Raw genomic sequence first — 25772 nt, forward strand, 5'->3', positions numbered from 1 at the left:
CAGGATGGAAAGACCACGGAAGAAGCTGGTGTTTGAAAACGGCCGAGTATTCGCGGGCGAGGGGTTCGGCGCGGATGCCGACGCGGTGTGCGAGGCTGTTTTCAACACCTCGATGGTCGGGTATCAGGAGATCTTCTCCGACCCGTCCTACTGCGGGCAGTTTGTCTGCATGACCTATCCGCTGATCGGCAACTACGGGCTCGCGGCGGACGATTACGAGACGAAGACGCCGCGCATCGGCGGCTTCATCGTGCGGGAATATAACGACAGCCTCTCCAACTTCCGCGCGGCGCGGACCCTTTCGGAGGTGATGGAGGAGCACGGCATCCCCGGCATCGCAGGGCCGGACACCCGGGCGATCACCCGGATGCTCCGCAGCGAGGGGAGCATGCGCGCGCTGCTGACGGACGCTGACACGCCCGACGCGGCGGCGCTCGAACGGCTGGCCGGCACGCCCGTCCCGCACGACCAGGTCGCGCGCGTAAGCTGCAAAAAGCCCTGGCGCTGCCGCACCGCCAACGCGCGCTATTCCGTCGTGGCGGTCGACTGCGGCGTCAAGCACAACATCATCCGCTCGCTGGCGGCGCGCGGCTGCGACGTGACGGTCGTGCCTTACGATACCCCCGCCAAAGCGGTGCTGGCAATGGAACCGGACGGGCTCTTCCTCTCGAACGGGCCGGGCGACCCGCGGGACGTCCCCGAGGCCGCCGCGCTCGTGCGGGCGCTCCAGGGCAGGCTGCCCATCTTCGGAATCTGCCTCGGCCACCAGCTCATCGCGCTCGCGAACGGCGCGCGCACCTATCAGCTCAAATTCGGCCATCGCGGCGGCAACCACCCGGTCAAAAATCTACTGACCGGCAGGATCGAGATCACGAGCCAGAACCACTCGTTCGCGGTCGACCCGGAGAGCCTTTCGGGGACCGGCCTTACGGTGACGCACCAAAACCTGCTCGACGGCACGGTCGAGGGGCTGGAAAACACGGACAAACGCCTCTTCTCGGTGCAGTACCACCCCGAGAGCGCGCCCGGCCCGCAGGATTCGGCCTACCTGTTCGACAGGTTCATCGCCTCGATCGAGGCGTTTTTAACAGAGAGGGGGGACCGGGATGCCGAAGCGTACTGATATCCGCAAGATCCTCGTGATCGGCTCGGGCCCGATCGTCATCGGCCAGGCGGCCGAGTTCGACTACTCGGGCACCCAGGCCTGCCTCGCGCTGCGGGAGGCGGGCTACACCGTCGTGCTCGTCAACTCCAACCCGGCGACGATCATGACCGACACCGACATCGCCGACCGCGTCTATATCGAGCCGCTCACGCTGGAGTTCGTGGCGCGTATCATCCGCAAGGAGCGCCCCGACGCGCTCCTGCCGACCCTCGGCGGCCAGACGGGGCTCAACCTCGCCATGCAGCTCGCCAAAAAAGGGGTACTGGGGGAGTGCCGGTGCGAAATCCTCGGCACCGGCTTCGACGCGATCGAGCGCGCCGAGGACCGCGAGCTCTTCAAGGAGCTCTGCGCCGTGACGGGGGAGCCGACCCTCCCGAGCGACGTTGCCACAACGGTGGCGGAGGCGTATGAGAAGGCGCGCGCCATCGGCTATCCGGTGGTCCTGCGTCCCGCCTTTACCCTCGGCGGCACGGGCGGGGGCTTCGCGGAAAACGACGCGGAGCTCGGCCCTCTCGCGGAAAACGCCCTGCGCCTTTCGCCCGCCGGGCAGGTGCTCGTCGAAAAGAGCATCAAGGGCTACAAGGAGATCGAATACGAGGTCATCCGGGACAGAAACGACACGGCGCTCGCCATCTGCAACATGGAGAACGTCGACCCGGTGGGAATCCACACGGGGGATTCGATTGTCGTCTGCCCGAGCCAGACCCTCACCAATAAGGAGTACCACATGCTGCGGGACGCCGCCCTGCGGCTCATCCGCGCGCTGGGCATCGAGGGTGGCTGCAACGTGCAGTTCGCGCTCGACCCCGACTCCTTCCGCTACTATGTGATCGAGGTGAACCCCCGCGTCTCCCGCTCCTCCGCGCTGGCGAGCAAGGCGAGCGGCTACCCGATCGCGCGGGTGTCGGCGCTCATCGCGGTGGGCTTTACCCTCGACGAGATCGCCCTCGCCAACACCCCCGCGAGCTTCGAGCCCGCGCTCGACTACGTGGTCACCAAGATCGCGCGCTTCCCCTTCGACAAGTTCGACAAGGCCAGCCGCCTGCTCTCCACCCAGATGAAGGCGACGGGCGAGGTCATGGCGGTCGGGCGCACCTTCGAGGAGAGCCTGCTCAAGGCGGTGCGCAGCCTCGAGGCGGGCGCGAACTGCCTGCGGCTTGAAAAGTTCGACGCCGCGCCCGACGCGGAGCTGTGGGAAATCCTGCGCAATCCGACCGACGAGCGGCTGTTCGCCATCGCCGAGCTGCTGCGGAGGGGCGCGCCGGTGCGGAGGATCTGCCGGACGACGAAGATCGACCGGTTCTTTGTGGAAAAGCTCGCGGGCGTCGTCTCCTTCGAGCGGGAGCTCGCGGCGCGCCCCGGCGACCTCAAGCTCCTGCGCCGCGCCAAGCGGATGGGGATTTCGGACGGTTGCGTCGGGCGGCTGTGGGGGAGGAGCGAGTCGGAGATCTTCCTCCTGCGGAGGGAAAACGGCCTTCTGCCCGTCTACAAGATGATCGACACCTGCGCCTCCGAGTTCGAGAGCTACGTCCCCTACTTCTACGCGACCTACGAGGAGGAAAACGAGAGCGTCGTGACCACCCGCAAAAAGATCGTCGTGCTCGGCTCCGGCCCCATCCGGATCGGGCAGGGGGTGGAGTTCGACTACTCGACCGTCCACGCGATCTGGGCCATCCGGGAGGCGGGGTACGAAGCAATCATCATCAACAACAACCCCGAGACGGTCTCGACCGACTACACGGTAAGCGACAAGCTCTACTTCGAGCCGCTCACCGTCGAGGACGTCATGAACGTGCTGGCGCTCGAGCGGCCCGACGGGGTCGTCGTGACGCTCGGCGGCCAGACGGCGATCAACCTGGCGGCGCGACTCGACGCGCTGGGGGTGCCGCTCGCCGGGACCGGTTGCGAGGCGATCGGCCGGGCGGAAAACCGCGGCAGCTTCGAGGCGCTCATGGAGCGGCTGGGCATCCCGCAGCCGGAGGGACGCGCGGTGACGACGCTTGAGGAGGGGCTCGAGGCCGCGAATTCCCTCGGCTACCCGGTGCTCGTGCGGCCGAGCTTCGTGCTCGGCGGGCGGGCGATGCAGATCGTCGTCTGCGACGACGACCTGCGCCGCTACCTCTCCGAGGCGGTGCGCGCGAGCGAGGACGCGCCGGTGCTTGTCGACCGGTACGTCGAGGGCAAGGAGCTCGAGGTCGACGCGGTGTGCGACGGGACCGACGTCTTCATCCCCGGCATCATGGAGCACGTCGAGCGCACGGGGGTGCACTCGGGCGACTCGATCAGCGTCTATCCGACCTTCTCGGTGAGCGGGGCGGCCTGCCGGACGATTGTCGACTACACGGTGAAGCTGGGGCTCGGCATCGGCATCAAGGGCCCCTTCAACATCCAGTTCATCGTCGATCCGCAGGAGAAGGTGCACGTCATCGAGGTGAACCCCCGGTCGTCGCGCACGGTGCCCTTCCTCTCCAAGGCGACGGGGATCAACCTGGCGGGCGTCGCCGCCAGAGTGGCGCTCGGCCAGTCCCTCCGGGAGCAGGGCTATGAAACCGGCGTCGCGCCGAGGCGGGACCGCTGGTACGTCAAATGCCCCGTCTTCAGCTTCTCAAAAATCCGGGGCGCGGACGCCTATCTCTCGCCCGAAATGAAGAGCACGGGCGAGGCGCTCGGATGCGACAAGACCCTCTACCGCGCCTTCTACAAGGCGCTCAAGGCGGCGGGCCAGCGGGTGGTCAACTACGGGACAGTCCTCTTCACGATCGCCGACCGGGACAAGGAGCGGTCGCTGCCCTACGCCCGACGGTTCTACGAGTTGGGCTTCAACATCGAGGCGACGCAGGACACCGCCAACTTCCTCAAGCGGCACGGCATCCGGACCCGCCTGCTCCACAAGATCAGCGAGGGCTCGGAGGAGATTCCCGACAGCCTGCGCGCCGGGCATGTGACCTACGTGGTCAACACCCTCGGCCCCGGCTGCGGGGAGAATCCGGCCAAGGACGGCTACCGCATCCGCCGGCTCGCGGTGGAGCATAACGTGACGATCTTCACCTCCCTCGATACCACGGCCGTGCTGCTCGACGTGCTCGAGGAGCTGACCGTCGGCGTTTCGACGATCGACGCGGGGAGGGGGGACGCCGATGTATAAAAACGCCCTCTACCGGGTGGCGGAAAACCGCCCCATCGCGCGGGAGGTCTTCCGGATGCGCCTTCTCGGCGACACCCGCTGGATCACGGCCCCCGGACAGTTCGTGAACGTGCGCGTGGACGGGTGCTACCTGCGCCGCCCGATCAGCGTCTGCGACTGGGACGGCGGCGGGCTGACCCTCCTCTACAGGGCGGTGGGGAAGGGGACGCGCCTGCTGTCCCGCGCCCTCCCCGGCGAAACGCTCGACCTGCTGACCGGGCTGGGCAACGGCTACGACCCTTCGGCGGCGCGGGGGAGACGGACGGTCCTCATCGGCGGCGGGGTGGGCGTGCCGCCCCTCTACGGCCTCGCCAGGCGGCTCGCGCTCGCCGGCGAGCCGCCCGCCGCGGCGCTCGGCTTCCAGACGGCGGCCGACGCCTTTTTGGCGGAGAGCTTCCTGACGCTCGGCTGCGAGGTACTCGTCGCCACGGCGGACGGCAGCCTCGGGGAGCGGGGCTTCGTCACGGAGCCGCTTTCCCGGCTCGATTACGGTTATTACTTCGCCTGCGGCCCCGAGCCGATGCTCGCCGCCGTGCACGCGCTCGGGCGCGAAAAGGGCGCGGAGGGCCAGCTCTCCTTCGAACGCCGGATGGGCTGCGGGTTCGGCGCCTGCATGAGCTGCTCCTGCGAAACGCTCGCGGGCCCCAGGCGCATCTGCGTCGAGGGGCCGGTGCTCCGGTCAGGGGAGGTGCGGTTCTGATGGATACCTCGGTAAAGCTCGGGGAGCTTACCCTCCGGAACCCGGTCATCCCGGCGAGCGGGACCTTCGGGTTCGGCCATGAGATGGCAAAGTGGTACGACCTCAACCGCCTCGGCGCCGTCGCGCTGAAGGGGACGACGCGGGAGGCGCGCTTCGGCAACCCGACGCCCCGCGTCGCCGAATGCGAGGCGGGGCTCTTAAACGCGGTGGGGCTCCAAAACCCCGGCGTGGACGCGGTCGTCCGGGAGGAGCTGCCCAGGCTCCGCGCGGTCTATTCCGGGCCGGTGATCGCGAACGTCTGCGGCTTCTCGGCGGAGGAATACGTGGAGGTCGCGCGGCGGTTCGACGAGGCGGGCGCGGACATCCTCGAGATCAACGTGAGCTGCCCCAATGTGAGGCACGGGGGCCTTGCGTTCGGCGCTTCGCCCGAGGCGGCTGCGACGATCACGGCCGCCGTCAAAGCGGCGGTCAAAAAGCCGGTCTACATGAAGCTCTCCCCCAACGCGGCCGACATCGCGGCGGTCGCGCGGGCGTGCGAGGAGGCGGGCGCGGACGGGCTGACGCTCATCAACACGCTGCTCGGGATGCGCGTCGACCCGCGCACCGGCCGCCCGCTCGTCTCGACGGTCACGAGCGGCTTTTCCGGCCCCGCGATCAAGCCGGTCGCCCTGCGGATGGTTTTTGAGGTGTGCGGCGCGGTGAAGATCCCGGTCGTCGGGGTGGGCGGGATCGCCAGCGCGGACGACCTGCTGGAATTCCTCTCGGCGGGCGCGAGCGCGGTGCAGATCGGCGCGCAGAACCTCGTCGACCCATACGCCTGCCTGCGCGTGGTGGAGGAGCTTCCGAAAAGGATGGAGGAATACGGGATCCGCGATTTAAAATCGATCATCGGGAGGACGGGAAATGGCCAATAAAGACGTGATTATCGCCTGCGACTTTGGGACCCGGGAGGAGACGCTCGCGTTCCTCGACCGGTTCACGGCGGAAAAGCCCTATGTCAAGATCGGCATGGAACTCTTTTACGGGGAGGGCCCGCAGATCGTGCGGGAGGTGAAGGCGCGGGGGCACCGGGTCTTCCTCGACCTGAAGCTGCACGACATCCCCAACACGGTGCGCCGCGCGATGAAAAATCTCGCGAAGCTCGGCGTCGACATGACGAACGTGCATGCCGCCGGCACAATCGAGATGATGGAGGCGGCGAAGGCGGGCCTCGAGGAGGGGGCGGCGGGCCGCCGCCCGCTGCTCATCGCGGTGACGCAGCTCACCTCGACGAGCGAGCCGCGGATGCGGGAGGAGCTGCTCATCCCGGCCCCGATGGGCGAGGTGGTGACGCGCTACGCCGCCAACGCCCGCGCGGCGGGGCTCGATGGGGTGGTGTGCAGCCCGCTCGAGGCGGCGCTCGTCAAGGGGAGCTTCAGCGGCGGCTTCCTGGCGGTGACACCCGGCATCCGCTATCCGGATGCACGCGCGGACGATCAGGCCCGCGTGACCACCCCCGCCCGGGCGCGGGAGCTCGGCGCGGACTACATCGTCGTCGGACGGCCGGTCACGGCGGCGGACGACCCGGTGGGGGCCTACCGCCGCGTAAGATTTGATTTTCTGGGGGAGTGATGAGGATGCGGACAGAGACGAAGATCGCAAAGGACCTGCTTTCCATCGGGGCGGTATTCCTGCGCCCCGGCGAGCCGTTCACCTGGGCGAGCGGCATCCGCTCGCCCATCTACTGCGACAACCGCATCATCCTCTCCCATCCCGCCGTCCGGCGGGAGGTGGAGGCGGCGCTGGCGGCGCTCGTGAAGGAACGCTATCCCGGCTGCGGGCTGCTCGCCGGGACGAGCACGGCGGGCATCGCGCACGCCGCCTACGTGAGCGAAATCCTCGGCCTGCCGATGTGCTATGTGCGCGGCGCGGCCAAGGACCACGGACGGGGGAACCGCATCGAGGGACGCGCCGAACCGGGGGCGAAGGTCGTCGTGATCGAGGACCTCATCTCGACGGGCGGCTCGGTGCTCGAGGTGGTGGACGCGCTGCGGCAGGCTGGCTGCGAGGTGCTCGGCATCGCGTCGATCTTCACCTACGGGCTTGAGAAGGGTGTGAAGCGCCTCGCCGATGCGGGAGTCCAAAACGTCTCCCTCTCCTGCTACGACGCGCTGCTTGCCGCGGCTGTGGAGGAGGGCGTGATCGCGCGGGAGGATGTGCCCCGGCTCGAACGGTTCCGCCAGAATCCGCAGGACGGGGGCTGGATGACCCTGTGACGCAAAATCCGCATTGACATCCGTCCGCCGCGGTGGTATTTTATCTCGTGGAATTCATGGATGAAGGAGAGTTTACAATGCACCAGATGAAATACAGCAGCATCGCCTTCGACGTGCCCATCCGCGAGGAGCTGATCGCGGCGGAGCTGGAAAGCAACCGCGTCCCGCTGCCGAAGATGACCCCGGAGGAGCACATCCGCGACGCGCTCGCCCATCCCATCGGCACGGGCACGCTCGACGCGGTCGTGAAGGCGGGGGAGACGGTCTGCGTCGTTATCCCCGACACCACCCGCAAATGGCAGTCCCCGGCAATCTACGTGCCGATTCTCGTGGAGGAGCTGAACGCCTGCGGCGTGCGGGACGAGGACATCCTCATCGTCAGCGCGACGGGCACCCACCGCCGCCAGACCCGCGAGGAGTGGGCCGGCCTCGTGGGGGAGGAGATTCTCGGCCGCGTCCGGTGCGAGGACCACGTCTGCACCGACGACGCGAACCTCAAATTCATGGGTGTCACCTCGCGCGGCACGCCGGTGTGGCTCAACGCCCACGCGATGGCCTGCGACAAGCTGATTTTGACGGGCGGCGCGGTCTATCACTTCCTCGCGGGATACGGCGGGGGCCGCAAATATGTCCTGCCGGGCATCGCCGGGCGGGAGACGATCATGAAAAACCACAACCTCGCGCTCAACGAGGGCTTCGGGAACGGCTCCAACCCGATGGTGCGCAGCGCGAACCTGACCGGGTCGAACCCCTTCCACGCGGACATGGCGGAGGCGGCGGAGCTGGCAAAGCCCTGTTTCCTGCTGAACGTCGTCGCGGACGGGGACTTCAACATCATCCGCGCCTTCGCGGGGGACTATGTCGAGGCGCACGCGGCGGCCTGCAAGCTGGTGGACGACATCGACGGGGTTTACGTGGAGGAGCGCACCCCGCTGGTGATCGCGTCGTCGGGGGGCTACCCCAAGGACATCAACCTCTACCAGACCTCCAAGACGCTCAGCAATGCGCGGGCGGTGGTCGCAGACGGCGGGACGATGATCCTGCTGTCCGAGTGCCGCGAATCGTTCGGCGACGCGGACTGCGCGCGCCAGATCTGCGGATTCGACAACATGCTCGACCGGGAGCGCGACCTGCGGGAGAACTTTTCGATCGGCGCGTATGTCGGGTTCCTCTTCTGCGAGAGCGCGGAGCGGTACCGGTTCATCATGGTGACGGACATCCCGAAGGAGAAGTTCGCCAAAACGAAGATCCACGCGGTCAAAACGCTCGGGGAGGCGCTCGCGCTCGCGAAGGAGCTCAACGGCGGCTCGCTGGAACTGCGCACGACCCTGCTGCCCCACGGCGCAAACACCCTGCCGAAATTCCGGGACGGGCAATAGAATTTTATGCCGTTTTTTTACAAAAACGGCTCCCGGCAGGTGACAAACCGGGGGCGCGGGTGTTACAATAGAGGTAACCAAACAGGAAGGGGTGTCAGTTATGAAAAAATTTACCATCCGCTTAAAGGAGATTAACGACGTCAAGGAGTTTGTCAACACCGTATCCAGATTCGAGGAGGACGTGGACCTCGTCTCCGGCCGCTATACCATCGATGCGAAATCGATCATGGGCATCTTCAGCATCGATTTGGCCAAGCCGATCGAAGTAATCGTCCACGGCGACAACGAAGCCCGTTACGCCGAGGCGCTCAAGGCCTATATCATTTGAATCAGGCGGTATCCTGAGGGCGCGCCCCGCTTTGGGGCGCGCCCTTGTTGCATTACGCCGGCCGATCGGGTACAATGGACGGAGGAAAGGGAGGCGTTTGTGATGGAAAAGCCCGCGCGGCTGGAATATTTTGGGACGCTCGGCCCCGCCTGCGCCGACCCCGGCATTCTGTCAGAGCTCTTCGAGGCGGGGATGACGGGGGTGCGGCTCAACCTGTCGCACACCTCGCTCGACCGGTGCGGCGGCTGGCTTCGCAGCCTGCGGGAGGCCGCCTCCCGAACGGGTGCGCGCCCCGAGCTGCTCATCGACCTGCGCGGCCCCGAGCTGCGGGTCGGGGAGCTGGCCGTCCCCGTGCGGCTCGCGCGGGGGGAGAGGGCCGTGCTCGGCGAAGGCGGCCTGCCGGTCCCCGGGCTGATCTTCTCCGCGCTGCGCCCAAGGCAGGAGATCCTGCTCGACGACGGCGCGCTTCTCCTGCGCGCCCTGCGCTGCGATGAAAAAAGCGCGGACTGTGAGGTGCTGCGCGGCGGAACTCTGCAATCCCGCAAAAGCATCGCCCTGCCCGGGGCGGCGCTGCATCCGCCGACCTTACAGGAGAGCGACCGCGAAAACCTCGCGCGCATCGGGGAATGCGGCGTGACCGGCGTGATGCTCCCCTTTGTGCGGGGCGCGGACGACCTGACCGCCCTGCGGGACGCGCTATCGGCGGCGGGGGCGGAGGGCACGCGCGTCTTTGCCAAGCTCGAAAACCGGGAGGGCCTCGCGATGCTGCCGGAGCTTTTGCCCCACGCGGATCACATTGTGATCGCGCGCGGCGACCTCGGCAACGATCTGCCCCTCTGGGAGCTGCCCGCGGCGCAGAAATCCGCGGCGGAAACCTGCCGCGCGGCGGAAAAACCGTTCATGGTGGTCACCCAGCTGCTCCATTCGATGCACCACAGCGCGGTGCCCACCCGCGCCGAGGTGTGTGATATCTTCAACGCCGTGCTTGACGGCGCGTCCTCCCTCATGCTGACGGGGGAGACGGCGGTGGGGGAGCACCCCGCCGCGGCGATGCGCGTTTTGGTAAAGACCGGGGAAGAGGCGCTGCGCTGGCGCGCGGCGCATTGAGCGGACCGTCCGTTCGACCGGACGCGTCAAAATTTCCTCCGTAATTGGGAATTTTATATTGACAAGCCCCCCATTGGATGCTATAATAAATCTCGCGGTCTGAATTAGGACCGCCGCAAAAATTGGGGGCGTAGCTCAGCTGGGAGAGCGTACGGTTCGCATCCGTAAGGTCGAGAGTTCGATCCTCTTCGTCTCCACCAAAGGCACCATCGGAAGATGGTGCCTTTTTTCTGCACTCTCCGCCGTGACGGATGCGCAGCATCCGGCGCGAACGGTGGGGATTGGTTGGTCGAGAGTTCGATCCTCTTCGTCTCCACCAATTTAATCGCAGGTCGAACCCCTGAGGTGACGATAGTCGTCTTACCTTACGGTTTCGTACTTGCGACCCAGATTAAGGATAGGCTTTGAGCCTGTCCTTTTTCTTTTGGTAGTCGGTAGTCCGTTTTAACGAATTTTCCTTATATATACGTGTAATGCGAGGGAGCGACGAGATTGCGCTTTGAGTCCCTTTACTTTTTGGAAAAATCTTTTTAGTTTTTACGAACTACCAGTACTACCAGATAGCCAAAGGCCTTGTAAATCAAGGGCTTTCTTCGGTAGCAGGCTCAGTAGCAGAGGGCTCGGGCTCGACTACCTCAACTGCTACGGAGACCCGCAAGAGCTGTCCTTCGGGGACGAAGGCCTTGATTTGCTTTACAAAGCTCGCCGCGTTGAAGGCTCCGGAGAAGCAGAACGAGAAGTTCTCCAAAGTTATTTTTTTTGTCGGCGCATTCGTGCTGATACCGTAGTCCTCTCGGAATCTCTCGAGGTTGTCCTTCGTAGGCTGAAAACCTCGCTTGAAGGAAAAGCCTCTCTTGCTCAGGTAAACACCGACCGCACCGGCGTTTGCGCCCATAAGCTCGGCAAGAGCCGAAGGCCCAACGCGGTACTTGTCAACGATGTTCTGCACGTAGCTCTTCTGCAAGCCCTCGGGAAGGGCCTTGAACTCCGCATAGGTGATACGCTTCTTCAGGTTGAGCGTGTAGGTAGGACCGCTCATTTCTCTCATCTCCTTTGCCGTGTATTGCGGTAGGCGGCAACCGCTATGCCGAGGGCGCTTCTTAGCGCTCCGGGCTGTTATCGCCTTTTCTCGTACATCTTCTTTGAAGAGGTACTCTTCGTCTCTCATATAAACCTCCCCGGGCAAGCCTCAGACCTCCCGTATCGCGTTTTAGCTCAGGGGCCCTTAGATTTACCCTCTGAAAACTTTGGACGCGATACGGGCTGTTCTGGAGTCCTTTTAGTCAGCCCTCTCCATAGCGACCTCGCAGATACCGCAAATGAGGCTGAGGTCAGCAGTCGTCTTAACTTCCTGCCCGCAGACCGGGCAAACGTAGCGGTGAGGCTTTTCGCGTTCGGCCTTTGCTTTCTCCTCAGGCATAACGCGGGCGAACGGAACTTCAAGCACGAAGCCGTTGTTTTCGAGGGTCTTCTTGAAGGCCTCGGTTGGATTTGTGTGGGAGAAGCCCACGGTACGGTCGTACCCGATTTCAAGGTCTCTCGCCTCAGCCTCGGCCTTGAAGGTCTTATTGTGGTAGCGGCCCTTCTGGCAAGTGTCCTGAATCTCATTCACGAGGCAGTAAAGATGGACCATCTCATGGCACATCGTCGCAGCCGTATTAGCAGACGGGCGATTGAGGAACTCGGCGCCGATGTTGATTTCATACTGGCCGTCACTCTCGCTCTTCCAAATCTTCTTAGTAGAGCAATGACCGTAAGCCTTAGGGGTAGACTGAACGGTGATGACCGGTTTCGGCAGCGCGTTGTCGAAGTAGACGCGATTCAGAATGTCGAACAGGCTCTCGAGCTTAGTAACGACGTCCGACATTTTCATAGGCGCGTCGTGGTTAGCCTCGGGCTCAGCGGCCTCGGTCTCAGCGGCCTCGGTCTCAGCGGCCTCGTAGAGCTTCCAGCGACGGTCATAGCTTGCAGCAGCCATGATACTCGGCTCGGCGTTAGGCTCATCCACGGGTACGGAGTGAATCTTGCGATTCTCCTCGTCAATGTGCACGACCAGACGGACCTCGTTGGTCTCCTTATTGATAATCTTCTTGTTAGCGATAATGCTCATGTCTTTCATTATGTTTGCCTCCTTTGTAATTCCCAGTGTTTTCCAACTGACAATTATATTTTACCGTGTTCAGTAGAAAAAGGGAGCGCGCAAAACTGCCGGGATTCTGCGAACTTTTCGTTGCAGTTCTACCGCTTTTGGTAAGAAGCCGCGTACACGGTGTTCTTGAGCAGCATGGCAACGGTCATCGGGCCTACCCCGCCGGGTACTGGGGTAATCGCAGACGCCTTCGCCGCAACCTCCTCAAAAGCAACGTCCCCGCAGAGCTTACCGTTCTCGTCCCGATTGATTCCGACGTCGATAACGACCGCCTCAGGCTTAACCATGTCCGCGGTAATAAAGCGCGGCTTACCGACTGCCGAGATAAGTACATCGGCCTGACGAGTATAGCTCGCAAGGTCTTTCGTTTTAGAGTGACATACGGTAACGGTAGCGTTCGCACGCAGAAGCATGAGGGCAAGGGGCTTGCCTACGATATTGCTGCGCCCGACAATGACGCAGTGCTTCCCGCTTACGTCTCCCAGCAAATGAAGGATTCCGGCCGGAGTGCAGGGCCTGAGGCCCGCCTCGCCGGTCAAGAGCTTTCCGATATTATAGGGGTGGAAGCAGTCCACGTCTTTCTCCGGCGGTATTGCGCCGAGTACCTTCTTCTCGTCAATGTGTTCCGGAAGAGGAAGCTGTACGAGGATACCGTCCGCCCATGCATTGAGCTCTGCGATAGACGCAATGACTTCTTCGGTCGACGCCGTAGCTGGCAGCCTGCGAGAGCAGGACTGAATACCGACCTCGGCGCAAGCGCGTTCCTTATTGCGGACATAAACCGAGGAAGCAGGGTCGTCGCCGACCATAATAACGGCGAGCTTTGCGTCAGAGCCTTGCAAGGAAGCCTTCACCTGAGCGGCGATAGCTTTTCCGTCAATAATCATTCGCTTTCCTCCTCAAAAACATCAAGAGGAATGGCGATTTCATCTTCTTCGGTATCATCTACCGCAGCGTAGCCAATGCCGTCGCATGCGGTAACCAACTGAGCGCAGTCTAAATCTTCGCCAACCGCCTCGATAAAGCTGTCTCGGTCGATTTCAGTGACCTTAAAATATCGAGCCATTATTCTTCCTCCTTATCCGGTTTTGTCAGGTCCTCGGGCTGGCAGTCGAGAGCCTGCGCGAGCTTGAGAGCCGTTTTGAGCGTGATATTCTCGGGCTTGATAATACCGACCTCAATATCACGGATTTTCTGATAACGAATTCCGCTGACTTTCGCCAGCTCAGTGCGGCTATAGCCTTTCGCAAGCCGCAAATCTTTAAGTCCCAAAGTGTCGTTCTCCTTTCACCGCGGGGCACAAGGCCCCGCGGATTCATAGATTGATGATTAGATATAGAAGCCGAAGCAAACGCCGATGGTGCCGTAGGCGCCGCTATGGCCCGCGTTGCCGCTGCCGCCCACATAGCAGAAGGTGTAGGAGCTGCTCCCATAAGGAGAACGCTCCCACCACCATGCCGCATCTCCGTCCTCGTCGACCTTGATACGGTTTCGGCGGTCCTTGAAGTACTCAAACTGGAAGCTGCGGTCGGGGTCCTTCTCGGTCCAGTCATGCTCGCCGAAGACCTCCATCTCAGAGAAGAGCCAGAGCTTGTCCTCCTCTTCGCCGAACTTGCGGGGCTTGATAGCCGCGACGAGTTCGTCGGGGAGCAACGCGATAACTTCCTTGTTGAGGTAGCGGCGCATATCGCAGGCAAGCCAACCGCCTTTGTTGGTCCAGTCCTCATTCATGCAGTGGTAGCCGAGCAGATTCTTCAGCCCGATAACGCCATCGTCCATGACGACGAACACGACCTCGCGGCCGTCCTTGAGAGTCTCGACGATTTCATCGCCGACTTTGAGCGTACCCGGATTCGCCCAGTTGAAGGCGCGGGTCTCTTTCGTTGTGATAGTTGCCATAATAAAAACCTCCTGAAAAATATATTTGCTTATAAGAGCGTTCTGCCCTTGAGAAGCCTTCTGATAGTCCACACATCGGAGCAGTACATCGGTGTAAACCAGTAGTTCTCCAATGAGTCGTCCGAGCGCATAGGCTCGGTAAGTGAATTGCCTACTTTGATATAACCGGCAACGCCGAGAAGCGAGAGCTGGATATAACACATATAGGCTACGGTGTAGTCAACGTCCTGCGCGGTCACGAGAATATGATTCTGCCAGTTCAGACCCGCCTTGCTTATCTGCTTAGCCGTAGCGTGAACGCCGGCAATCAGAGTAGCGCCGGCGCCGCAAGCGCAGTCGTTAATTGAGATATAACCTTTTGCCTCGATAGTCGGCAGCGCGTTGTCGCAAGTCATTTCAGCCATCATTCGGCAAACGTCGTAGGGTGTAAAGAACTGCCCGCCGGAGTCATTGCCGAGGTTAAGTGCCATGAAGATACTTCCGAGGAAGTCTTGCTCCGGATTCTTTTCGAGAGCAAGGACCACTTCCACAGCGAGTTGAGGAAAAATCTCTTGCTCCTTCTTGTTGTACTTCTGAATCCGCTTGAGGTAGAGCTCTTCGCGTTTTTCAAAGTGGGATTTGTCGACCGCGTTCGAGATAGCGCAAGCGTACATCGTAACGAAGTCCTGCCAGACCTCCCACGGAGTCCAGCGGTATGTAAGCTCTCGGAAGAGCTTTACAAAAGGTTGGTCGTCGGTCTTTCCGACTCTTTTTGCCATTGATTTGCCTCCTTTAATAAAGTAGTGTGCTAAAGCGTTCGGCTCGAAAGAAACGCCCTTGCGGGCGAATCTTTCTTATGCTGTTGCGTCCTTATTCATTTGATAGTAATATCCGTGCCCAGTCTTTTCGTCGTCAAAAGTGAACTCGCAAATCTCATTGTAGCAAGCGCCATCAAAGCCGCGGACGAATGTTTGGCAATCATAGGGCAGGTCCCGGCAAACCTCAGCCTCGCAGGGTGCAGACTCTGCGGGCTCTACGTAGCGGTAATTGCCAGCATAGCAGACTTTCTCGCCGTTGATAACAGCATAGCGGTGATTGCTGGGCTGCACAGGATTTACGAATTGCTCAAGTTCAAGGCCAAAATCAATACCTTTCTTTTTGCACGCAAATCGGATTTCTGCAAAAAACTTAGCCGGAGTTACGTTGTTCCGAGTAATTTCGATTTCATAGGTCATTTTATTTTGCCTCCCTGCTTTAAGTGTTACGCACCTTGCATTTATTATTATGCCGCGTTTTACTGATTTCGGGAGCGCGCAAAACAGCCGGGATTTTGCGAACTTTCCGTTGCGGTTTTACCGCTTTCAGTCAATCGCGTCTACCTCGCCAGTTCTCATAGCGGCCAGAATCGCGTTGAGCTCGTTTGCAAGGAAGCGGTGGCACATACGCAGCTTCATGTCGAGCTCCTTCTTCGTGTACTTGCGGTCGACTGCTTTAAGGTAGTCATACCACGGGGAAAAGTCCGGGTCGAAGAGCAGGCAATGCGTCTCGTCATAGCAAAGCTCGAATACCTTCTTTACCTCAAAGCATTTGCTGAAATGCTCTGCTGACCGGCGAACGGTCCAGTTAGTAGCCTTTACGGTGTCCGCGCACCGCCGCAAGGCGGAGTAGCTATAGCAAGCGCGTTGGAAATTCATAGAATCGTTACCTCCTTAGGGTTTACTTTCTCGCCTGAATGCGATATAATATATGAATACTCTCGAGCTCAGCCGGTCTTGCGACCGGCCAAGCTCTCGAGCGGACGAGGTTAGTCGTCAGTTACGTATTCAAGGTACTCGGTGTCGGTCGCGAAGAGCATGTACTCTCCGTTTACCAAGCCCATGAATCCGTAGTCGGTGTGGTAGCCGTCCATGATTGACCTCCTTTCTGAGCTCTCGTTGCTGGAACAACGGGGGCTCTTTTCTTTGTCAAGGTTTTCCCCTTGACAATTATTATTTTACCGTGTTTGGTAAGAAAAGGGAGCGCGCAAAACTGCCGGGATTCTGCGAACTTTCTGTTGCATTTCTACCGCAAATAGTAAAAGGCCGGAGCCGTCCCACGAAGGAACGACTCCGGCCTTATCTCTTAGGCGAGCTGATTTACTTTTTTCTGTACGGCAGCGTAGTCATACCCCGCAGCCTCAAGCCGCTTCTTACGCTCCGCGCCGTTGCCCCACTTGCCTTGCAGGACCTCCCGGGCGAGCTCGTCGACCGACTTGCCTGCGCCTACAGCGGAGCCCTCCTCAGTCGTGATGAAGGCCGAAAAGCCCGCGGCTTGCAGCTTCTTCAGCGTAGCCTCCGCATTCGCCTTGACCTTGAAGGCCCCGACCTGAATCTTGTAGAGGTCTCCGACCTTCACCATGTAGGTATCAAAGCCTTTCGCCTTGACCTTAGCCAGCATGGCGTCTGCGTTTGCCTTGACCTTAAAGGCACCCGTCTGGACGCGATACAAGCCCCCAGACGGCTTTTCAGGCTCGGGCTTGATATTCGTACTCCCGAGACGTTTGTTGACCTCAGAGGCAATCTTGGCGTGCCGTTCGTAGAGATATGTACCGGGGCAGCTCTTATTCGCAAACCACCGGTGCACGGTCATGTTCTGCTTGTCCGGCTGACCGATAAGAGACTTGTCGGCCTTCCACTTGAGCTCCTTGATACCGTTGCGCTTGCAAATATCGACGAGCAGGTCGATGAGCGCGGCGTAGGCCTTCTCCGTTACGGCGTAAGGCTCTTTGGTATCGCTGGCGACCTCAATCGTGATTGCACGGTTATCGTTCGCTGCGTTCGAGGAGCACCACGAGCGGTCTTTCTCCTCGACGTACATGCCGATACGGCCGTCGTAGCCGATACCGTAGTTGCTGGACGCCTGCCGGGAAGTAGGGGCGAACACGTTGCCGAGGGTTTCGACCGAGCATTGACCGACCACGCAATGGATAGTTACGGTATCGATTTTGTGGTTACGGGGGCTCGATTTATTCGGCGAGATTTTCGTATAGTTTACGAGCGGGCTGTTACTCATTTTCGGTACCTCCTTCTGTCTTAGCGTTCAGGATAGCCACGAACTTAGTAAAGGCCTCCTTGATGTACTTGCAGGCCACGAGCAGCACGGCGCCGATAATAATGAGGTCCGCGAAGAGGTCGGAATACTCCTCAGGAATCGCCCAGCCGACTTGATTTGCGAATAGGGGCAGAGTCGTGATTGCCGTGCAGAGCAGCGTCAGCCCGACCACGAAGGTCAGAATCTTAAGGCCGCTCGCGATGAGCTTGTCCTTATCAAAGGACTCATGCAGAATCTTGATGTTGTACCAGAGCGAAAAGGCAACATTCGCGAGGTACGCGGCGAGGAAGATAAGCATGGCCCAGCCGATATTGATAAGGTTTTGCAGTACGCTTTCTAACATGGTTTTAGTCCTCCTTTGAATCATTGTATATATCAGGCCCGTACTTCTTACGGAGCTTGATTCGGTTTTCGGCTTTCGCCTTACTGTAGTAGAAGCCGGTCGCGGTAGCGAGCTCGGCGAAGATGGCGGGAATAAGGTATGCAAGCGGCGAAGTGTCGCCGGTTTTCCAAACGACGGCCAAAGTAAAGACCGTTACGACTCCCGTAGCGGTCCCGACAATGGCGATTATGATTTTGGAAAACTCTCGTTTCTTAGCTCTCATCGGGTGGCGATACCGGCAGCTCTAAGAACTTGTTATGGAGGTCGTCCATAACGCCGTTCACGCCGAGGGAGTGGTACTGCTTCCAGCAGTTCTCGAAGTTTTCCCGGGCGTAGATAGGAGCGAAGCCGCGTTCCTCCCATTTGTTGTAGTCGCTAATCATCTGCGACCTGAGCAAGGCTTGCAGCCCCGCCTTTACCGCAGCCGTGTCCAGAGCGTTCTTCTTGACGAGGGAGTGCAGGTACTTGAAGATGGCCGCAATGAGCGCAGGCACGCCGAAAAGGCAGAGCCATTGATAAACCGTCATTCAGTAACCTCCTCCCAGCCGTAGACCCCCGGCTCCCAAACATTATTTGCGGCAGTACTTACCCAGTGCTTGCCGTTGTGCGCAACCTTATCGCCGAGCGCGTAGGCGTCATGCGCGCCGAGGGGCTGAGACCATTCGGGGTACTCGACCGTAGGGTCTCCGATTTCCTTCCAAAGACTTGCAGTAGCCGGCGGCGTCCAATCTGCTTGCGAGCTGTGCGCTTGTATGCAGCGGTACAGTTTTCCTTTGTAAGAGCAAATCGCCTTGACCGCATAAGCTACCGGGTATGCCCATTCTGAAAACTGCTCGGCGTGTTCCGTGAGAGTCGCGTCGTCGAGCTGTTCTGTCTCTGCCATTTTCACGAAAACAAGACTCGCGAGCTCCGGAGCCCGCGCTTTTGCGAGGGCGGTCAGATTCGCCTCAGTCGTGTAGAACTCCCCAGCATGATAGAAGTAGAAGCCGGCGACAACTTCCGTGGGAACACTCTCGACTTCAACGAGAGTATGCCGGTCGCAGAGATACCCGACCTGCTGAGTAGGCCAGAAGGTGTTGGAGTCGTTCGAGTAAATCGCGTCGGCTTTGTCTTGCTCGCTGAGAACAACAACGCCGTTTGCCTGCTTGCGAACATAACAGGGGTGCTCGCAGATTTCGACAATGAGATTTGCCGAGTTTGTGATTAAGTACATAGCGCTTTCCTCCATTCGATTTTATTATTCGGGTGGAATCCGAACAGTTTCTTAAAATATAGGTCCATGCGCTCGACGGCATGGAAGCTGTTTCCTCGCTTCATGTGTCCGCGCCAGCTCTCATAGGCGCTGCAAATATCTGAGAGCGGGAATACGCGCCGGACGAGCTTGCCGGCGATTTTCACGACTCTGCCCTCGATATTCCAGAGCTTGAACTTTTTGAGCTTGCGCCGGATTTTCTTAATACTCTCAAAACTCATTTTGCGAAGCACCTTCCCGGTCTCTGTCAGCTTGAAGCGGATTTGCAGGAACTTGAAGCCCTCGCTGAGCTTCTTGATTTTTGTCTTTTTCGTATTAAGAATAATGCCGAGAGAATCACAGACCTCTTTCATGCGAGTAAGACACTCTTTGAGGTATTCCTTGCTCGGATGAATCAGATAGCCGTCGTCCATATATCTGGCGTAGCCTTTAATGCCGAGCTTTTCCTTGATGAAGTGGTCGAGCTTATTCGGCAGCATAAGAGCGGCAGTCTGCGAGATTTGACTTCCGAGTCCGTAACCGATGGGACCAAAGTTATCGAGACACTCATTCGCAAGAGCCCTGATTCTCACATCATGCACGCGCTTTGCCAGCTCGCGGCTGACCGGCCAATGCTGTGCGTTGGCAAAGTAGTTGGAGAAGTCGAAGAGAAGAACATAGCCCTCCCGCCCGTACTTCCTGTAATGCCTTTGCAGGTGGCAGGAAAGGCGGTTGAGAGCGAAGTCGATTCCCTTGTTCTCGGTACTTGCGCCGTTGTCATAGATGAACGATGGTTTTAAGGTCGGGTTGATGACCTTATCGCAGAGCGTCCTCTGCACGACGCGCTCGCTGATATGAATGCTCCTGATGTGCCGCATTTTTCCTCGGTCGTAGAGGTCGAACTCAATAAAGCCTCGGCTCTTATACGTCCCGTCAAGAAGCGCGCGACGCGTTGCGGCCGTATTCGTTACGAGATTAAAGCGGTAAGTCTGCGTGGAGCTTTTCCAGCTAACGCCGCGGCAGCAGATATGCCCGGATTGATATAGGTTTTCATAAGAAAAGACGTCCTCAAAATCTCCGCAGGATTTGCTGAGAGCGAGGCGTCTTTCTTGCCGTTTCTTGACTCGCCTCTGATAGCGAGCCTCGTGTCTTTCTTCGCTTGTCATTAAAAATTGTCCCCTTTGTACAGTGTTGCAGGATTTCACGCGTAAAAGTAACTGCATAGTAGTACCGCCCATGAAACACGGTCCGCGTAAACCGTGCCATGCAAGCAGCGTCCGAGCGACTACATCAAAGGAGTGTTTTAGCCAAAAGGCAGGGTACGAGTCATCCTTCCATAAAGGTACTGATTTCGGCGGTTTCCCGCTTACTACGTCGGACCTGATTCCTTATGGAATCCGAAGCAAACGCCGTTGGTGTTGTTGGCGTTGTTATTGTTCGCGTTGCCGTTGCTGTTCACATTGCAGAAGTTGTTGGAGTTGCTCCCATTAGGAGAACGCTCCCACCACCAGTTCGCAGGACAAGACAACAGTATCATGACAGGACCCATATATCGGTTAGGGCAGATTCTTGAATCGCTCCTTATCCGATTTCTTTACGCCGGAAATTAGCTTAGCCTCCTCACTGATGAGGGAAGCCCACTCCTCGAGAGAATTACCGAGCCAGCGCAGCTTTTCAGGATTTTGCTTGAGAAGGTCTGCCATAATTCCGAGCTGACCGATAAGCGCCTGAAGCGTGGCGTTTGCCTCGATAAGATGGTCTTGCCGGAGCTGCGCCTCGTGCTGATTTCCGGGAAAAACGCTGTTCGCCATTTTGACCTCATTGTAGACGGTATCGGCGAGAGCGCTTAGCTCCTGAGCACCGTAGAAGGTATACCTCTTCGGCATTTTCAGGCAGCATTTTCTTGTATGCACGGCGAGCTTGCGCGCAGTCTCTACGAACTGGACCGAGCTGTCTCCTCGCAGTGCTTTATAAACTGACATAGTTAGCTTTTACCTCCTACCGGGGCCACAAGGGCCCCGGATTGACTAAAGATAGTAGATTAAACACAGAAGCCGAAGCAAACGCCGCTGGCGCCGTCGGCGTAGTAATTGTCCGCGTCGCCGTTGCCGTTCACACCGCAGAAGTAGCCGGAGTTGCTCCCATAAGGAGAACGCTCCCACCACCAGTACGCAGACCCGGAGCCGTTGGAGAGGTATTTGATTCTGTTCGCGGCGGTAGCAAAGTAGCTGTACTGCGAGCCCTCACCGGCTTTCGAGTAGGTAGTCGAGCCGAAAATCTCAATCTCGGAGAAGAGGAAGAGCTTCATCGAGTTTGTGTTGATAGTCGAGCTCTGACTGCCTGCGGAGGTCTTCTTATTGACGCTCTTGAGCACCGCCTGCAGGTCGGACGGCAGAGTCGGCAAAAGCGTGTTTTGCAGCCACGAGTACATTTCAGAGCCGGTAAAGCCACCGCTATTTGTATTCGAGGCATTCATTCGGCGCGTAGTTGCCATAAGGTTTTTCAGGCCGAAGGTAATACCGGCTTTACCACCGCTTGCGAGGTCGTCATGATTGAAGCCCATAATTACGAGCGTCAGGGTCTCGCTTCCGACCGTGATGTCCTTCGTATCGCCGACAGACCAAAGCTGAGAGGCCTTGCCCGCGGCGGAGGCTTTCGCAATCTGCGCCCACGTGTTCTTAGAGAGCACACTGTTGAAGAACAGGCACTCGACGGAGTAGGTCTGCCCGGAGGTCGTGATTGCCACGCTCACGGGGTCGGTCGTCTCTCCGCTCTTTGTAGCGGTAACGGTATAGGTACCGGACGCGGTAATCGTCAGGGAGAGCACGCCGCTCGTAGGCACGGTGCCGGAGAAGGTCTTCGTGCCGTTCGTAGCGGTAACGGTAGCGCCGGAGTCCGAGGTTACTTTCAGTGTAGCGGAGAAGTAGGAGAGCGAGATTTTATACTGCTTCACATCGTCCACGACAACGCTCTCAGTCGCGGTCTGCCCGTCCTTTGTAGCCGTCACGACCCATGTACCGTACCCCGTCAGGTTGAATGTCACGGTACCAGTGCTCGTAGCGGTCAAGGTCTTAGAGCCGCATTTGCAGGTGACGGAGCTGCCGCTCGGAATTGTGGCGATAATCTGAGGCGGTATGCCGACCGTACCGAGCTGAGATTCGGGAATCTTGCCGTCGCTTCCCAGAGTAGCTACACCGCCTGCCGCGCCTTTCTGTGAGGTAGGGATATAGCCGAGGGCGGGAATCTGTGCGACCGGGACCTTCTTATTCGCGTCAAGGGACGCAACGCCGTTCGCTGCGGCCTTCTGCGAAGTAGGAATATAGTCGAGCGAAGGAAGCTGTCCCGAAGGGACCTTGCCGTCAGAGCCCAGACTTGCAACGCCTCCCGCTGCGCCCTTTTGAGAAGTGGGGATATAGTCCATAGCAGGAAGCTGCCCGGAAGGGACTTTGCCGTCAGCGCCGAGGCTTGCGACGCCGCCTGCCGCGCCTTTCTGCGAGGTAGGGATATAGGACAGACTCGGAAGCTGGTCCTCTTTCAGCTTGCCGGACTCGTCGAGGTCCGCCTTGTCCTTGAGTGCGGCATCGATTTTATCCGCGTTCTCATTGAGGTCCGCGATGTCCGCGAAGTCTTCCGGAGCCGGCTTTTTCAGTTTGTAGTTGTCTGTGTAGGTAGCCATTAAGTAAGTACCTCCTCCTTCAAATCTTTCCACGTGAGCGGCTTGACCTCGCTCCATTTATAGGGCTTGACCTTAGCCCACGTGTTATAAAGAAGCTCTACCGTAAAGACCATGTTGTACGGCAGAATGCGCTCAAGCGTCTCGGAGATAATCGTCTCCTGCTTCTTGACGCCGAGCGCGACTTTCACATTGACGGTAAAGGTCGCCGTCGTGATAGTCAAAACATAACCTCCCGCCCCGCAGAGAGACTCAAGCAGAGCGGCGAGGCTTTTCCTTGTGTAGGGAATATTTTCGTTGTACCGACTGAGCAGCCGGAGCTTGCGGTCGTCAAGAGTATCGGTCGCGAAGGGCGTGATACCCAGCATTTTCTCCCGGCGGGCCACGCCGTTCTCGGTAGCCTCAGAGATAAACTGGTCGTTCATGCAATCCTCGCAGGCGTCCCAGATAGCTTGTACCTCCGGGGTCTCCGCTTCCATGATTGCCCGCATTTCCTGCACGTCTTTCAGCACGTCTGGAAGATACTCTTTGAGGTCGATGGTTCTGATGTTGTTGAAATTACGCATTTGTGAACGACCCCCTCACCGCAACCGCGTCCTTATCGAGCGTGAGATTTCCCGTCTGGCCGTTCAGAGTCGTGCCGGAAATATCGACGATACCGGCGAGCGCGAGGAGTCTCGACTCGATTTGCGATACACGGACAATCAGCCCTGCCTCTTTACTCCACGTCGAATTGAGCTCGAGATAGTAGGCGTCAAGAGCGCTCTGAATGTACGGGAGGCACTCGGTCAAGTTCCAGCCGGAGGCGAAAGTCAGGGTCGTAGAGATATTGACCGTAGTACCTGCTGCGCCGACGACCGTAACCTCATGGTCAATAGGGGCAAGACCGATACCGTCGCCGCTGTTCTGTGTCGGGTCGATGGTCGTCTGCACGGTATTGATAAGGGTATCGGAAGGCGGTTGGTAGTCGCTTCCCGTAATAACGAGCTTGACCGTTCCGGGACCTTTCCACGCACGGTAGGGCTTGCACCCGCCGACGCCCGGCAGTGCCTCGGTGACTTCGATATACTGCCCACGGTTGAAGCCGTAGGACTGATTCTCAAAGCTGTTGAGGTAGCGCAGTCTCAGGGTCTCGGTCGCTTCTTCGTCTTCACCGTTAATAACGATACTCGTCAGCTCCGCGGTCGCGAGTCCCTCGATATACTCGATGGGAATAAGCTGACCGGTGTAGCTGTTCGGGTCCGCACCGGCGGTCTCACAAGTAAGGTAATACTTGAGAGACTCGATTTTCTCGGTCACGGCCCAGTTGTATTTATCGCAGGAGAAGCGCGTGCCGACAGGAATATCCATACTGAATTCGCCGATACCCACGGCGCAGGTCGCCGGCAGAGGCGTGATACCGCGCTCAGCGCAGCGCATGATAAGGTAGTCTCTGCTTGCGGTGTCTGCGAAGGTCTCATTGAGTACAGTATCGAGAGCCACATAAATCATGGCGCTCTCAAGGGAGTTCGGCGCAAGCGCATCGAAAATAATCGAGCCCTCGCGCTTATCAAGGCTCGACGCTATGCGGGCGAGTTTCTCTTGAAGAATCGCCTCATAGGTTTTATCCTCATACATCGGTTTCCACCTCCAAATCGCCGAAAATGCTATGCACGGTAAAGGTGACGTGCACGGTCTTTTTTCCAGTCTCAAACTCGAAGCCGTCTACTGCGGTGATTCGGTCGTCCTGCAGTAGGGCCTCTGTAATGCAACGCTTAATCTCTGGAAGCACATACTCTTTCGGCTGGCCGATAAGCTCGACGAGCTCAACGCCGTAGTTCCATGAGTAAATGAGATAGGCGTACCGCTCCGTGCTGAGAATCAGGTAAATAGCCTGCCTCAGCGACTCGAGCTCGTCTACCATGCCACGAATGCGCCCATGCTCAATATCCAGAGCGTAAGTAAGACTCGGCTGAGTCTCGACCTCAAGCGTCAAAAGGTCGTCTTCTACTTTAGGTATCATTTTGGCGCCTCCACTCTGTCTAAGATAATAAACTTCTGGCCGCCGTCGGCCCGCAGGAGAAGCACTTGCTCACCGGTCTTTAGGGCAAGGTGTACCTTGTAGGCCTTTTTGCCCTTGTAGGCGTGCTTATGACTTGCGAACTCTGCGTAGCCGCTGCCGCCGGAAGTTTCTTCTGTCTGGTGGTCCACCGTCATATAAACGGTGAAGTCTCGCACCGCATTCGTCAAGATGAGCTGACTTGCAGTAAGTTCGAGCTTCTGGTCAACCTGCACCTTGAGCGGGGAGACACTCGTCACCTTACCGAGGATAAAGCCGAAGGGTTTGCCGGCGGCTACAGCCTCGACCGCGGCGCGCTTTACGTTTTCTAAAAAACCGTTCATATCAAGTGACAAATGTACCACCTCGCAATTTCAGGTCCATCAGGTGTTGCTCTTGCTTGAACTTGTGCGTCACCGATTCGACCAGTAGGTAGCTTTGGACGTTGATGTCTCCGAGCCCCAGCTTAACAATAACGGACGAGCCCGCCCGGACTCTCGTATCGCCGAGCGCGTCGGAGATAGAGAGCGAGCGGGTTTTTGTGTTGTAGAGCTTTAGGAGAGCCTCTGCCTTTGCCGCGCCGCTTGCGGAGAGCTCGACGGTATCGGTGTATTGCAGAAGGCCCCACTTGTTGATATTCGAGCTGTCCTTCGCAATGAAGATTTCGCGCTTGCCCGAATCCTTGTTCTCAAAGGTAATCTTGATTTGGTTGTAGGTCTGCTTGTCGATGGTGCTCGAATAGGAGTACTCGCCGATAGTGTCGGCGTCGATAAGCAGATTCAGCTTCATGCTCTCGATGTCCTGCAGCGTCAGCTTGCCGACTTTATCGTAGAGCACATAGAGCTTAGTTTTCGCTCGCAGCGTTTCATCAAGCGCATTCTGGGCAATGTCAAAGAGCGTAGTATTGTCCTCGGTCCTCGAGCCGATAACGTACCCCGTGTCCTCAAGAGTTCCCACGCTGAGGCCGAAGTCCTCAGCTATCATCTTGATAACGTCGCTCGCCTTCTTGTTCGAGTAGACATAGGTGTCCTTGTTCTTGAAGTAGCGGAGCTGGTCGTAGGCGGTAACCTCAATAACGTTCGGCGTGTGCCCCGAGCGGCTCTTTGTAAAGACAAAGCCGTAAAACATATCCGTTCCGTCGACGGACAGCTTTACGGCGTCTCCTTCCTGAAAAGACAAGACGGAATCCTTTACCACGGAAAACTTGAGCTTT

General features: G+C 58.9%; 32 protein-coding genes and 1 tRNA gene. 10 read left to right on the plus strand and 23 right to left on the minus strand.

All coding sequences use genetic code 11. The annotated features are described in order from the left end of the window. Positions 1-4 precede the first annotated feature (4 nt). The 10 genes from carA to NE609_RS00155 all read left to right on the plus strand — a co-directional run bounded on the left by carA (position 5) and on the right by NE609_RS00155 (position 10318). Positions 5-1123: a glutamine-hydrolyzing carbamoyl-phosphate synthase small subunit gene (gene carA, locus NE609_RS00110; RefSeq protein WP_256151296.1), complete on the plus strand. Its 1119-nt coding sequence runs from the start codon at positions 5-7 to the stop codon at positions 1121-1123. Beyond that, positions 1107-4310: a carbamoyl-phosphate synthase large subunit gene (carB, locus tag NE609_RS00115; protein WP_256151297.1), complete on the plus strand. Its 3204-nt coding sequence runs from the start codon at positions 1107-1109 to the stop codon at positions 4308-4310. The genes carA and carB overlap by 17 nt, the downstream gene beginning before the upstream one ends. Next, entirely contained in the window at positions 4303-5049 is a 747-nt protein-coding gene (locus NE609_RS00120; RefSeq protein ID WP_256151298.1) for a dihydroorotate dehydrogenase electron transfer subunit, read from the plus strand. Before carB ends, NE609_RS00120 begins: the two co-directional genes overlap by 8 nt. Then, on the plus strand, positions 5049-5963 hold the full coding sequence (locus NE609_RS00125; RefSeq protein WP_256151299.1) for a dihydroorotate dehydrogenase: 915 nt from the start codon (positions 5049-5051) through the stop codon (positions 5961-5963). Before NE609_RS00120 ends, NE609_RS00125 begins: the two co-directional genes overlap by 1 nt. Continuing rightward, positions 5953-6660 carry an orotidine-5'-phosphate decarboxylase gene (pyrF, locus tag NE609_RS00130; protein WP_256151300.1) on the plus strand — a complete coding sequence of 236 codons (708 nt, stop codon included), beginning with the start codon at positions 5953-5955 and terminating at the stop codon, positions 6658-6660. The genes NE609_RS00125 and pyrF overlap by 11 nt, the downstream gene beginning before the upstream one ends. Positions 6661-6665: 5 nt before the next feature. Next, a complete protein-coding gene (gene pyrE / locus NE609_RS00135; RefSeq protein WP_256151301.1) occupies positions 6666-7304 on the plus strand; it encodes an orotate phosphoribosyltransferase in 639 nt (212 codons plus the stop codon). A gap of 77 nt (positions 7305-7381) precedes the next feature. Beyond that, complete coding sequence (larA, locus tag NE609_RS00140) at positions 7382-8683, plus strand: nickel-dependent lactate racemase (protein WP_256151302.1); 1302 nt, start codon at positions 7382-7384, stop codon at positions 8681-8683. 100 nt (positions 8684-8783) lie between these two features. Then, a complete protein-coding gene (locus NE609_RS00145; RefSeq protein ID WP_256151303.1) occupies positions 8784-9011 on the plus strand; it encodes an HPr family phosphocarrier protein in 228 nt (75 codons plus the stop codon). A gap of 102 nt (positions 9012-9113) precedes the next feature. Next, positions 9114-10118, plus strand: a complete 1005-nt coding sequence (locus NE609_RS00150) for a pyruvate kinase (protein WP_256151304.1) — start codon at positions 9114-9116, stop codon at positions 10116-10118. 124 nt (positions 10119-10242) lie between these two features. Beyond that, positions 10243-10318, plus strand: a tRNA-Ala gene (locus tag NE609_RS00155). A 380-nt stretch (positions 10319-10698) separates the two neighbouring features. On the opposite strand, the gene NE609_RS00160 is transcribed toward NE609_RS00155, so the two are convergent. The 23 genes from NE609_RS00160 to NE609_RS00265 form a co-directional block, all read right to left on the minus strand. Further along, positions 10699-11286: a hypothetical protein gene (locus tag NE609_RS00160; RefSeq protein ID WP_256151305.1), complete on the minus strand. Its 588-nt coding sequence runs from the start codon at positions 11284-11286 to the stop codon at positions 10699-10701. A 111-nt stretch (positions 11287-11397) separates the two neighbouring features. Then, positions 11398-12237, minus strand: a complete 840-nt coding sequence (locus NE609_RS00165; protein WP_256151306.1) for a SprT-like domain-containing protein — start codon at positions 12235-12237, stop codon at positions 11398-11400. A 119-nt stretch (positions 12238-12356) separates the two neighbouring features. Then, positions 12357-13154 (minus strand): bifunctional methylenetetrahydrofolate dehydrogenase/methenyltetrahydrofolate cyclohydrolase FolD, encoded by a 798-nt coding sequence (gene folD / locus NE609_RS00170; RefSeq protein WP_256151307.1) that lies wholly within the window; start codon positions 13152-13154, stop codon positions 12357-12359. Then, the gene (locus tag NE609_RS00175) at positions 13151-13333 is read right to left on the minus strand and encodes a hypothetical protein (RefSeq protein ID WP_256151308.1); all 183 of its coding nucleotides are present in this window, start codon (positions 13331-13333) and stop codon (positions 13151-13153) included. Before NE609_RS00175 ends, folD begins: the two co-directional genes overlap by 4 nt. Continuing rightward, entirely contained in the window at positions 13333-13539 is a 207-nt protein-coding gene (locus tag NE609_RS00180) for a helix-turn-helix transcriptional regulator (protein WP_256151309.1), read from the minus strand. The genes NE609_RS00175 and NE609_RS00180 overlap by 1 nt, the downstream gene beginning before the upstream one ends. Before the next feature lie 57 nt (positions 13540-13596). After that, on the minus strand, positions 13597-14166 hold the full coding sequence (locus NE609_RS00185; RefSeq protein WP_256151310.1) for a DUF6273 domain-containing protein: 570 nt from the start codon (positions 14164-14166) through the stop codon (positions 13597-13599). A gap of 29 nt (positions 14167-14195) precedes the next feature. Further along, positions 14196-14924, minus strand: a complete 729-nt coding sequence (locus tag NE609_RS00190; RefSeq protein ID WP_256151311.1) for an N-6 DNA methylase — start codon at positions 14922-14924, stop codon at positions 14196-14198. Between the two features lie 75 nt (positions 14925-14999). Then, positions 15000-15380: a hypothetical protein gene (locus tag NE609_RS00195; RefSeq protein ID WP_256151312.1), complete on the minus strand. Its 381-nt coding sequence runs from the start codon at positions 15378-15380 to the stop codon at positions 15000-15002. 126 nt (positions 15381-15506) lie between these two features. Beyond that, on the minus strand, positions 15507-15839 hold the full coding sequence (locus NE609_RS00200) for a hypothetical protein (RefSeq protein ID WP_256151313.1): 333 nt from the start codon (positions 15837-15839) through the stop codon (positions 15507-15509). Positions 15840-16266: 427 nt separating this feature from the next. Continuing rightward, a complete protein-coding gene (locus tag NE609_RS00205; protein WP_256151314.1) occupies positions 16267-17196 on the minus strand; it encodes an SPOR domain-containing protein in 930 nt (309 codons plus the stop codon). Beyond that, positions 17189-17578 (minus strand): hypothetical protein, encoded by a 390-nt coding sequence (locus tag NE609_RS00210; protein ID WP_256151315.1) that lies wholly within the window; start codon positions 17576-17578, stop codon positions 17189-17191. The genes NE609_RS00205 and NE609_RS00210 overlap by 8 nt, the downstream gene beginning before the upstream one ends. Before the next feature lie 4 nt (positions 17579-17582). Further along, positions 17583-17840 (minus strand): hypothetical protein, encoded by a 258-nt coding sequence (locus NE609_RS00215; RefSeq protein WP_256151316.1) that lies wholly within the window; start codon positions 17838-17840, stop codon positions 17583-17585. Next, positions 17830-18144: a hypothetical protein gene (locus NE609_RS00220; RefSeq protein WP_256151317.1), complete on the minus strand. Its 315-nt coding sequence runs from the start codon at positions 18142-18144 to the stop codon at positions 17830-17832. The genes NE609_RS00215 and NE609_RS00220 overlap by 11 nt, the downstream gene beginning before the upstream one ends. After that, a complete protein-coding gene (locus NE609_RS00225; RefSeq protein ID WP_256151318.1) occupies positions 18141-18830 on the minus strand; it encodes a carbohydrate-binding protein in 690 nt (229 codons plus the stop codon). Before NE609_RS00225 ends, NE609_RS00220 begins: the two co-directional genes overlap by 4 nt. After that, positions 18821-20014, minus strand: coding sequence for an RNA-directed DNA polymerase (locus NE609_RS00230; protein ID WP_256151319.1), 1194 nt, complete (start codon positions 20012-20014; stop codon positions 18821-18823). Before NE609_RS00230 ends, NE609_RS00225 begins: the two co-directional genes overlap by 10 nt. Positions 20015-20217: 203 nt before the next feature. Further along, positions 20218-20397 carry a DUF6273 domain-containing protein gene (locus NE609_RS17690; protein WP_370867110.1) on the minus strand — a complete coding sequence of 60 codons (180 nt, stop codon included), beginning with the start codon at positions 20395-20397 and terminating at the stop codon, positions 20218-20220. Positions 20398-20404: 7 nt separating this feature from the next. After that, positions 20405-20830: a hypothetical protein gene (locus NE609_RS00235; RefSeq protein WP_256151320.1), complete on the minus strand. Its 426-nt coding sequence runs from the start codon at positions 20828-20830 to the stop codon at positions 20405-20407. A gap of 59 nt (positions 20831-20889) precedes the next feature. Next, entirely contained in the window at positions 20890-22524 is a 1635-nt protein-coding gene (locus NE609_RS00240; RefSeq protein ID WP_256151321.1) for a DUF6273 domain-containing protein, read from the minus strand. After that, entirely contained in the window at positions 22524-23087 is a 564-nt protein-coding gene (locus tag NE609_RS00245; protein WP_256151322.1) for a putative phage tail protein, read from the minus strand. The genes NE609_RS00240 and NE609_RS00245 overlap by 1 nt, the downstream gene beginning before the upstream one ends. Continuing rightward, entirely contained in the window at positions 23080-24138 is a 1059-nt protein-coding gene (locus NE609_RS00250; RefSeq protein ID WP_256151323.1) for a baseplate J/gp47 family protein, read from the minus strand. Before NE609_RS00250 ends, NE609_RS00245 begins: the two co-directional genes overlap by 8 nt. Continuing rightward, on the minus strand, positions 24131-24523 hold the full coding sequence (locus tag NE609_RS00255) for a DUF2634 domain-containing protein (RefSeq protein WP_256151324.1): 393 nt from the start codon (positions 24521-24523) through the stop codon (positions 24131-24133). The genes NE609_RS00250 and NE609_RS00255 overlap by 8 nt, the downstream gene beginning before the upstream one ends. After that, entirely contained in the window at positions 24520-24915 is a 396-nt protein-coding gene (locus tag NE609_RS00260) for a DUF2577 domain-containing protein (RefSeq protein ID WP_256151325.1), read from the minus strand. Before NE609_RS00260 ends, NE609_RS00255 begins: the two co-directional genes overlap by 4 nt. Further along, positions 24905-25738, minus strand: a complete 834-nt coding sequence (locus NE609_RS00265; RefSeq protein WP_370867111.1) for a hydrolase — start codon at positions 25736-25738, stop codon at positions 24905-24907. Before NE609_RS00265 ends, NE609_RS00260 begins: the two co-directional genes overlap by 11 nt. Between the last annotated feature and the right edge of the window lie 34 nt (positions 25739-25772).

It is taken from the genome of Anaerotruncus sp. DFI.9.16 (assembly GCF_024461615.1).
Taxonomy (GTDB): Bacteria; Bacillota; Clostridia; order Oscillospirales; family Ruminococcaceae; genus Anaerotruncus; species Anaerotruncus massiliensis.

Bases quoted from the DNA above. Each gene is read 5' to 3' on its own strand.
- carA (WP_256151296.1), top strand. From the start codon at position 5: ATGGAAAGACCACGGAAGAAGCTGGTGTTTGAAAACGGCCGAGTATTC.
- carB (WP_256151297.1), top strand. From the start codon at position 1,107: ATGCCGAAGCGTACTGATATCCGCAAGATCCTCGTGATCGGCTCGGGC.
- NE609_RS00120 (WP_256151298.1), top strand. From the start codon at position 4,303: ATGTATAAAAACGCCCTCTACCGGGTGGCGGAAAACCGCCCCATCGCG.
- NE609_RS00125 (WP_256151299.1), top strand. From the start codon at position 5,049: ATGGATACCTCGGTAAAGCTCGGGGAGCTTACCCTCCGGAACCCGGTC.
- pyrF (WP_256151300.1), top strand. From the start codon at position 5,953: ATGGCCAATAAAGACGTGATTATCGCCTGCGACTTTGGGACCCGGGAG.
- pyrE (WP_256151301.1), top strand. From the start codon at position 6,666: ATGCGGACAGAGACGAAGATCGCAAAGGACCTGCTTTCCATCGGGGCG.
- larA (WP_256151302.1), top strand. From the start codon at position 7,382: ATGCACCAGATGAAATACAGCAGCATCGCCTTCGACGTGCCCATCCGC.
- NE609_RS00145 (WP_256151303.1), top strand. From the start codon at position 8,784: ATGAAAAAATTTACCATCCGCTTAAAGGAGATTAACGACGTCAAGGAG.
- NE609_RS00150 (WP_256151304.1), top strand. From the start codon at position 9,114: ATGGAAAAGCCCGCGCGGCTGGAATATTTTGGGACGCTCGGCCCCGCC.
- NE609_RS00160 (WP_256151305.1), bottom strand. From the start codon at position 11,286: ATGAGAGACGAAGAGTACCTCTTCAAAGAAGATGTACGAGAAAAGGCG.
- NE609_RS00165 (WP_256151306.1), bottom strand. From the start codon at position 12,237: ATGAAAGACATGAGCATTATCGCTAACAAGAAGATTATCAATAAGGAG.
- folD (WP_256151307.1), bottom strand. From the start codon at position 13,154: ATGATTATTGACGGAAAAGCTATCGCCGCTCAGGTGAAGGCTTCCTTG.
- NE609_RS00175 (WP_256151308.1), bottom strand. From the start codon at position 13,333: ATGGCTCGATATTTTAAGGTCACTGAAATCGACCGAGACAGCTTTATC.
- NE609_RS00185 (WP_256151310.1), bottom strand. From the start codon at position 14,166: ATGGCAACTATCACAACGAAAGAGACCCGCGCCTTCAACTGGGCGAAT.
- NE609_RS00190 (WP_256151311.1), bottom strand. From the start codon at position 14,924: ATGGCAAAAAGAGTCGGAAAGACCGACGACCAACCTTTTGTAAAGCTC.
- NE609_RS00195 (WP_256151312.1), bottom strand. From the start codon at position 15,380: ATGACCTATGAAATCGAAATTACTCGGAACAACGTAACTCCGGCTAAG.
- NE609_RS00200 (WP_256151313.1), bottom strand. From the start codon at position 15,839: ATGAATTTCCAACGCGCTTGCTATAGCTACTCCGCCTTGCGGCGGTGC.
- NE609_RS00205 (WP_256151314.1), bottom strand. From the start codon at position 17,196: ATGAGTAACAGCCCGCTCGTAAACTATACGAAAATCTCGCCGAATAAA.
- NE609_RS00210 (WP_256151315.1), bottom strand. From the start codon at position 17,578: ATGTTAGAAAGCGTACTGCAAAACCTTATCAATATCGGCTGGGCCATG.
- NE609_RS00215 (WP_256151316.1), bottom strand. From the start codon at position 17,840: ATGAGAGCTAAGAAACGAGAGTTTTCCAAAATCATAATCGCCATTGTC.
- NE609_RS00220 (WP_256151317.1), bottom strand. From the start codon at position 18,144: ATGACGGTTTATCAATGGCTCTGCCTTTTCGGCGTGCCTGCGCTCATT.
- NE609_RS00225 (WP_256151318.1), bottom strand. From the start codon at position 18,830: ATGTACTTAATCACAAACTCGGCAAATCTCATTGTCGAAATCTGCGAG.
- NE609_RS00230 (WP_256151319.1), bottom strand. From the start codon at position 20,014: ATGACAAGCGAAGAAAGACACGAGGCTCGCTATCAGAGGCGAGTCAAG.
- NE609_RS17690 (WP_370867110.1), bottom strand. From the start codon at position 20,397: ATGGGTCCTGTCATGATACTGTTGTCTTGTCCTGCGAACTGGTGGTGG.
- NE609_RS00235 (WP_256151320.1), bottom strand. From the start codon at position 20,830: ATGTCAGTTTATAAAGCACTGCGAGGAGACAGCTCGGTCCAGTTCGTA.
- NE609_RS00240 (WP_256151321.1), bottom strand. From the start codon at position 22,524: ATGGCTACCTACACAGACAACTACAAACTGAAAAAGCCGGCTCCGGAA.
- NE609_RS00245 (WP_256151322.1), bottom strand. From the start codon at position 23,087: ATGCGTAATTTCAACAACATCAGAACCATCGACCTCAAAGAGTATCTT.
- NE609_RS00250 (WP_256151323.1), bottom strand. From the start codon at position 24,138: ATGTATGAGGATAAAACCTATGAGGCGATTCTTCAAGAGAAACTCGCC.
- NE609_RS00255 (WP_256151324.1), bottom strand. From the start codon at position 24,523: ATGATACCTAAAGTAGAAGACGACCTTTTGACGCTTGAGGTCGAGACT.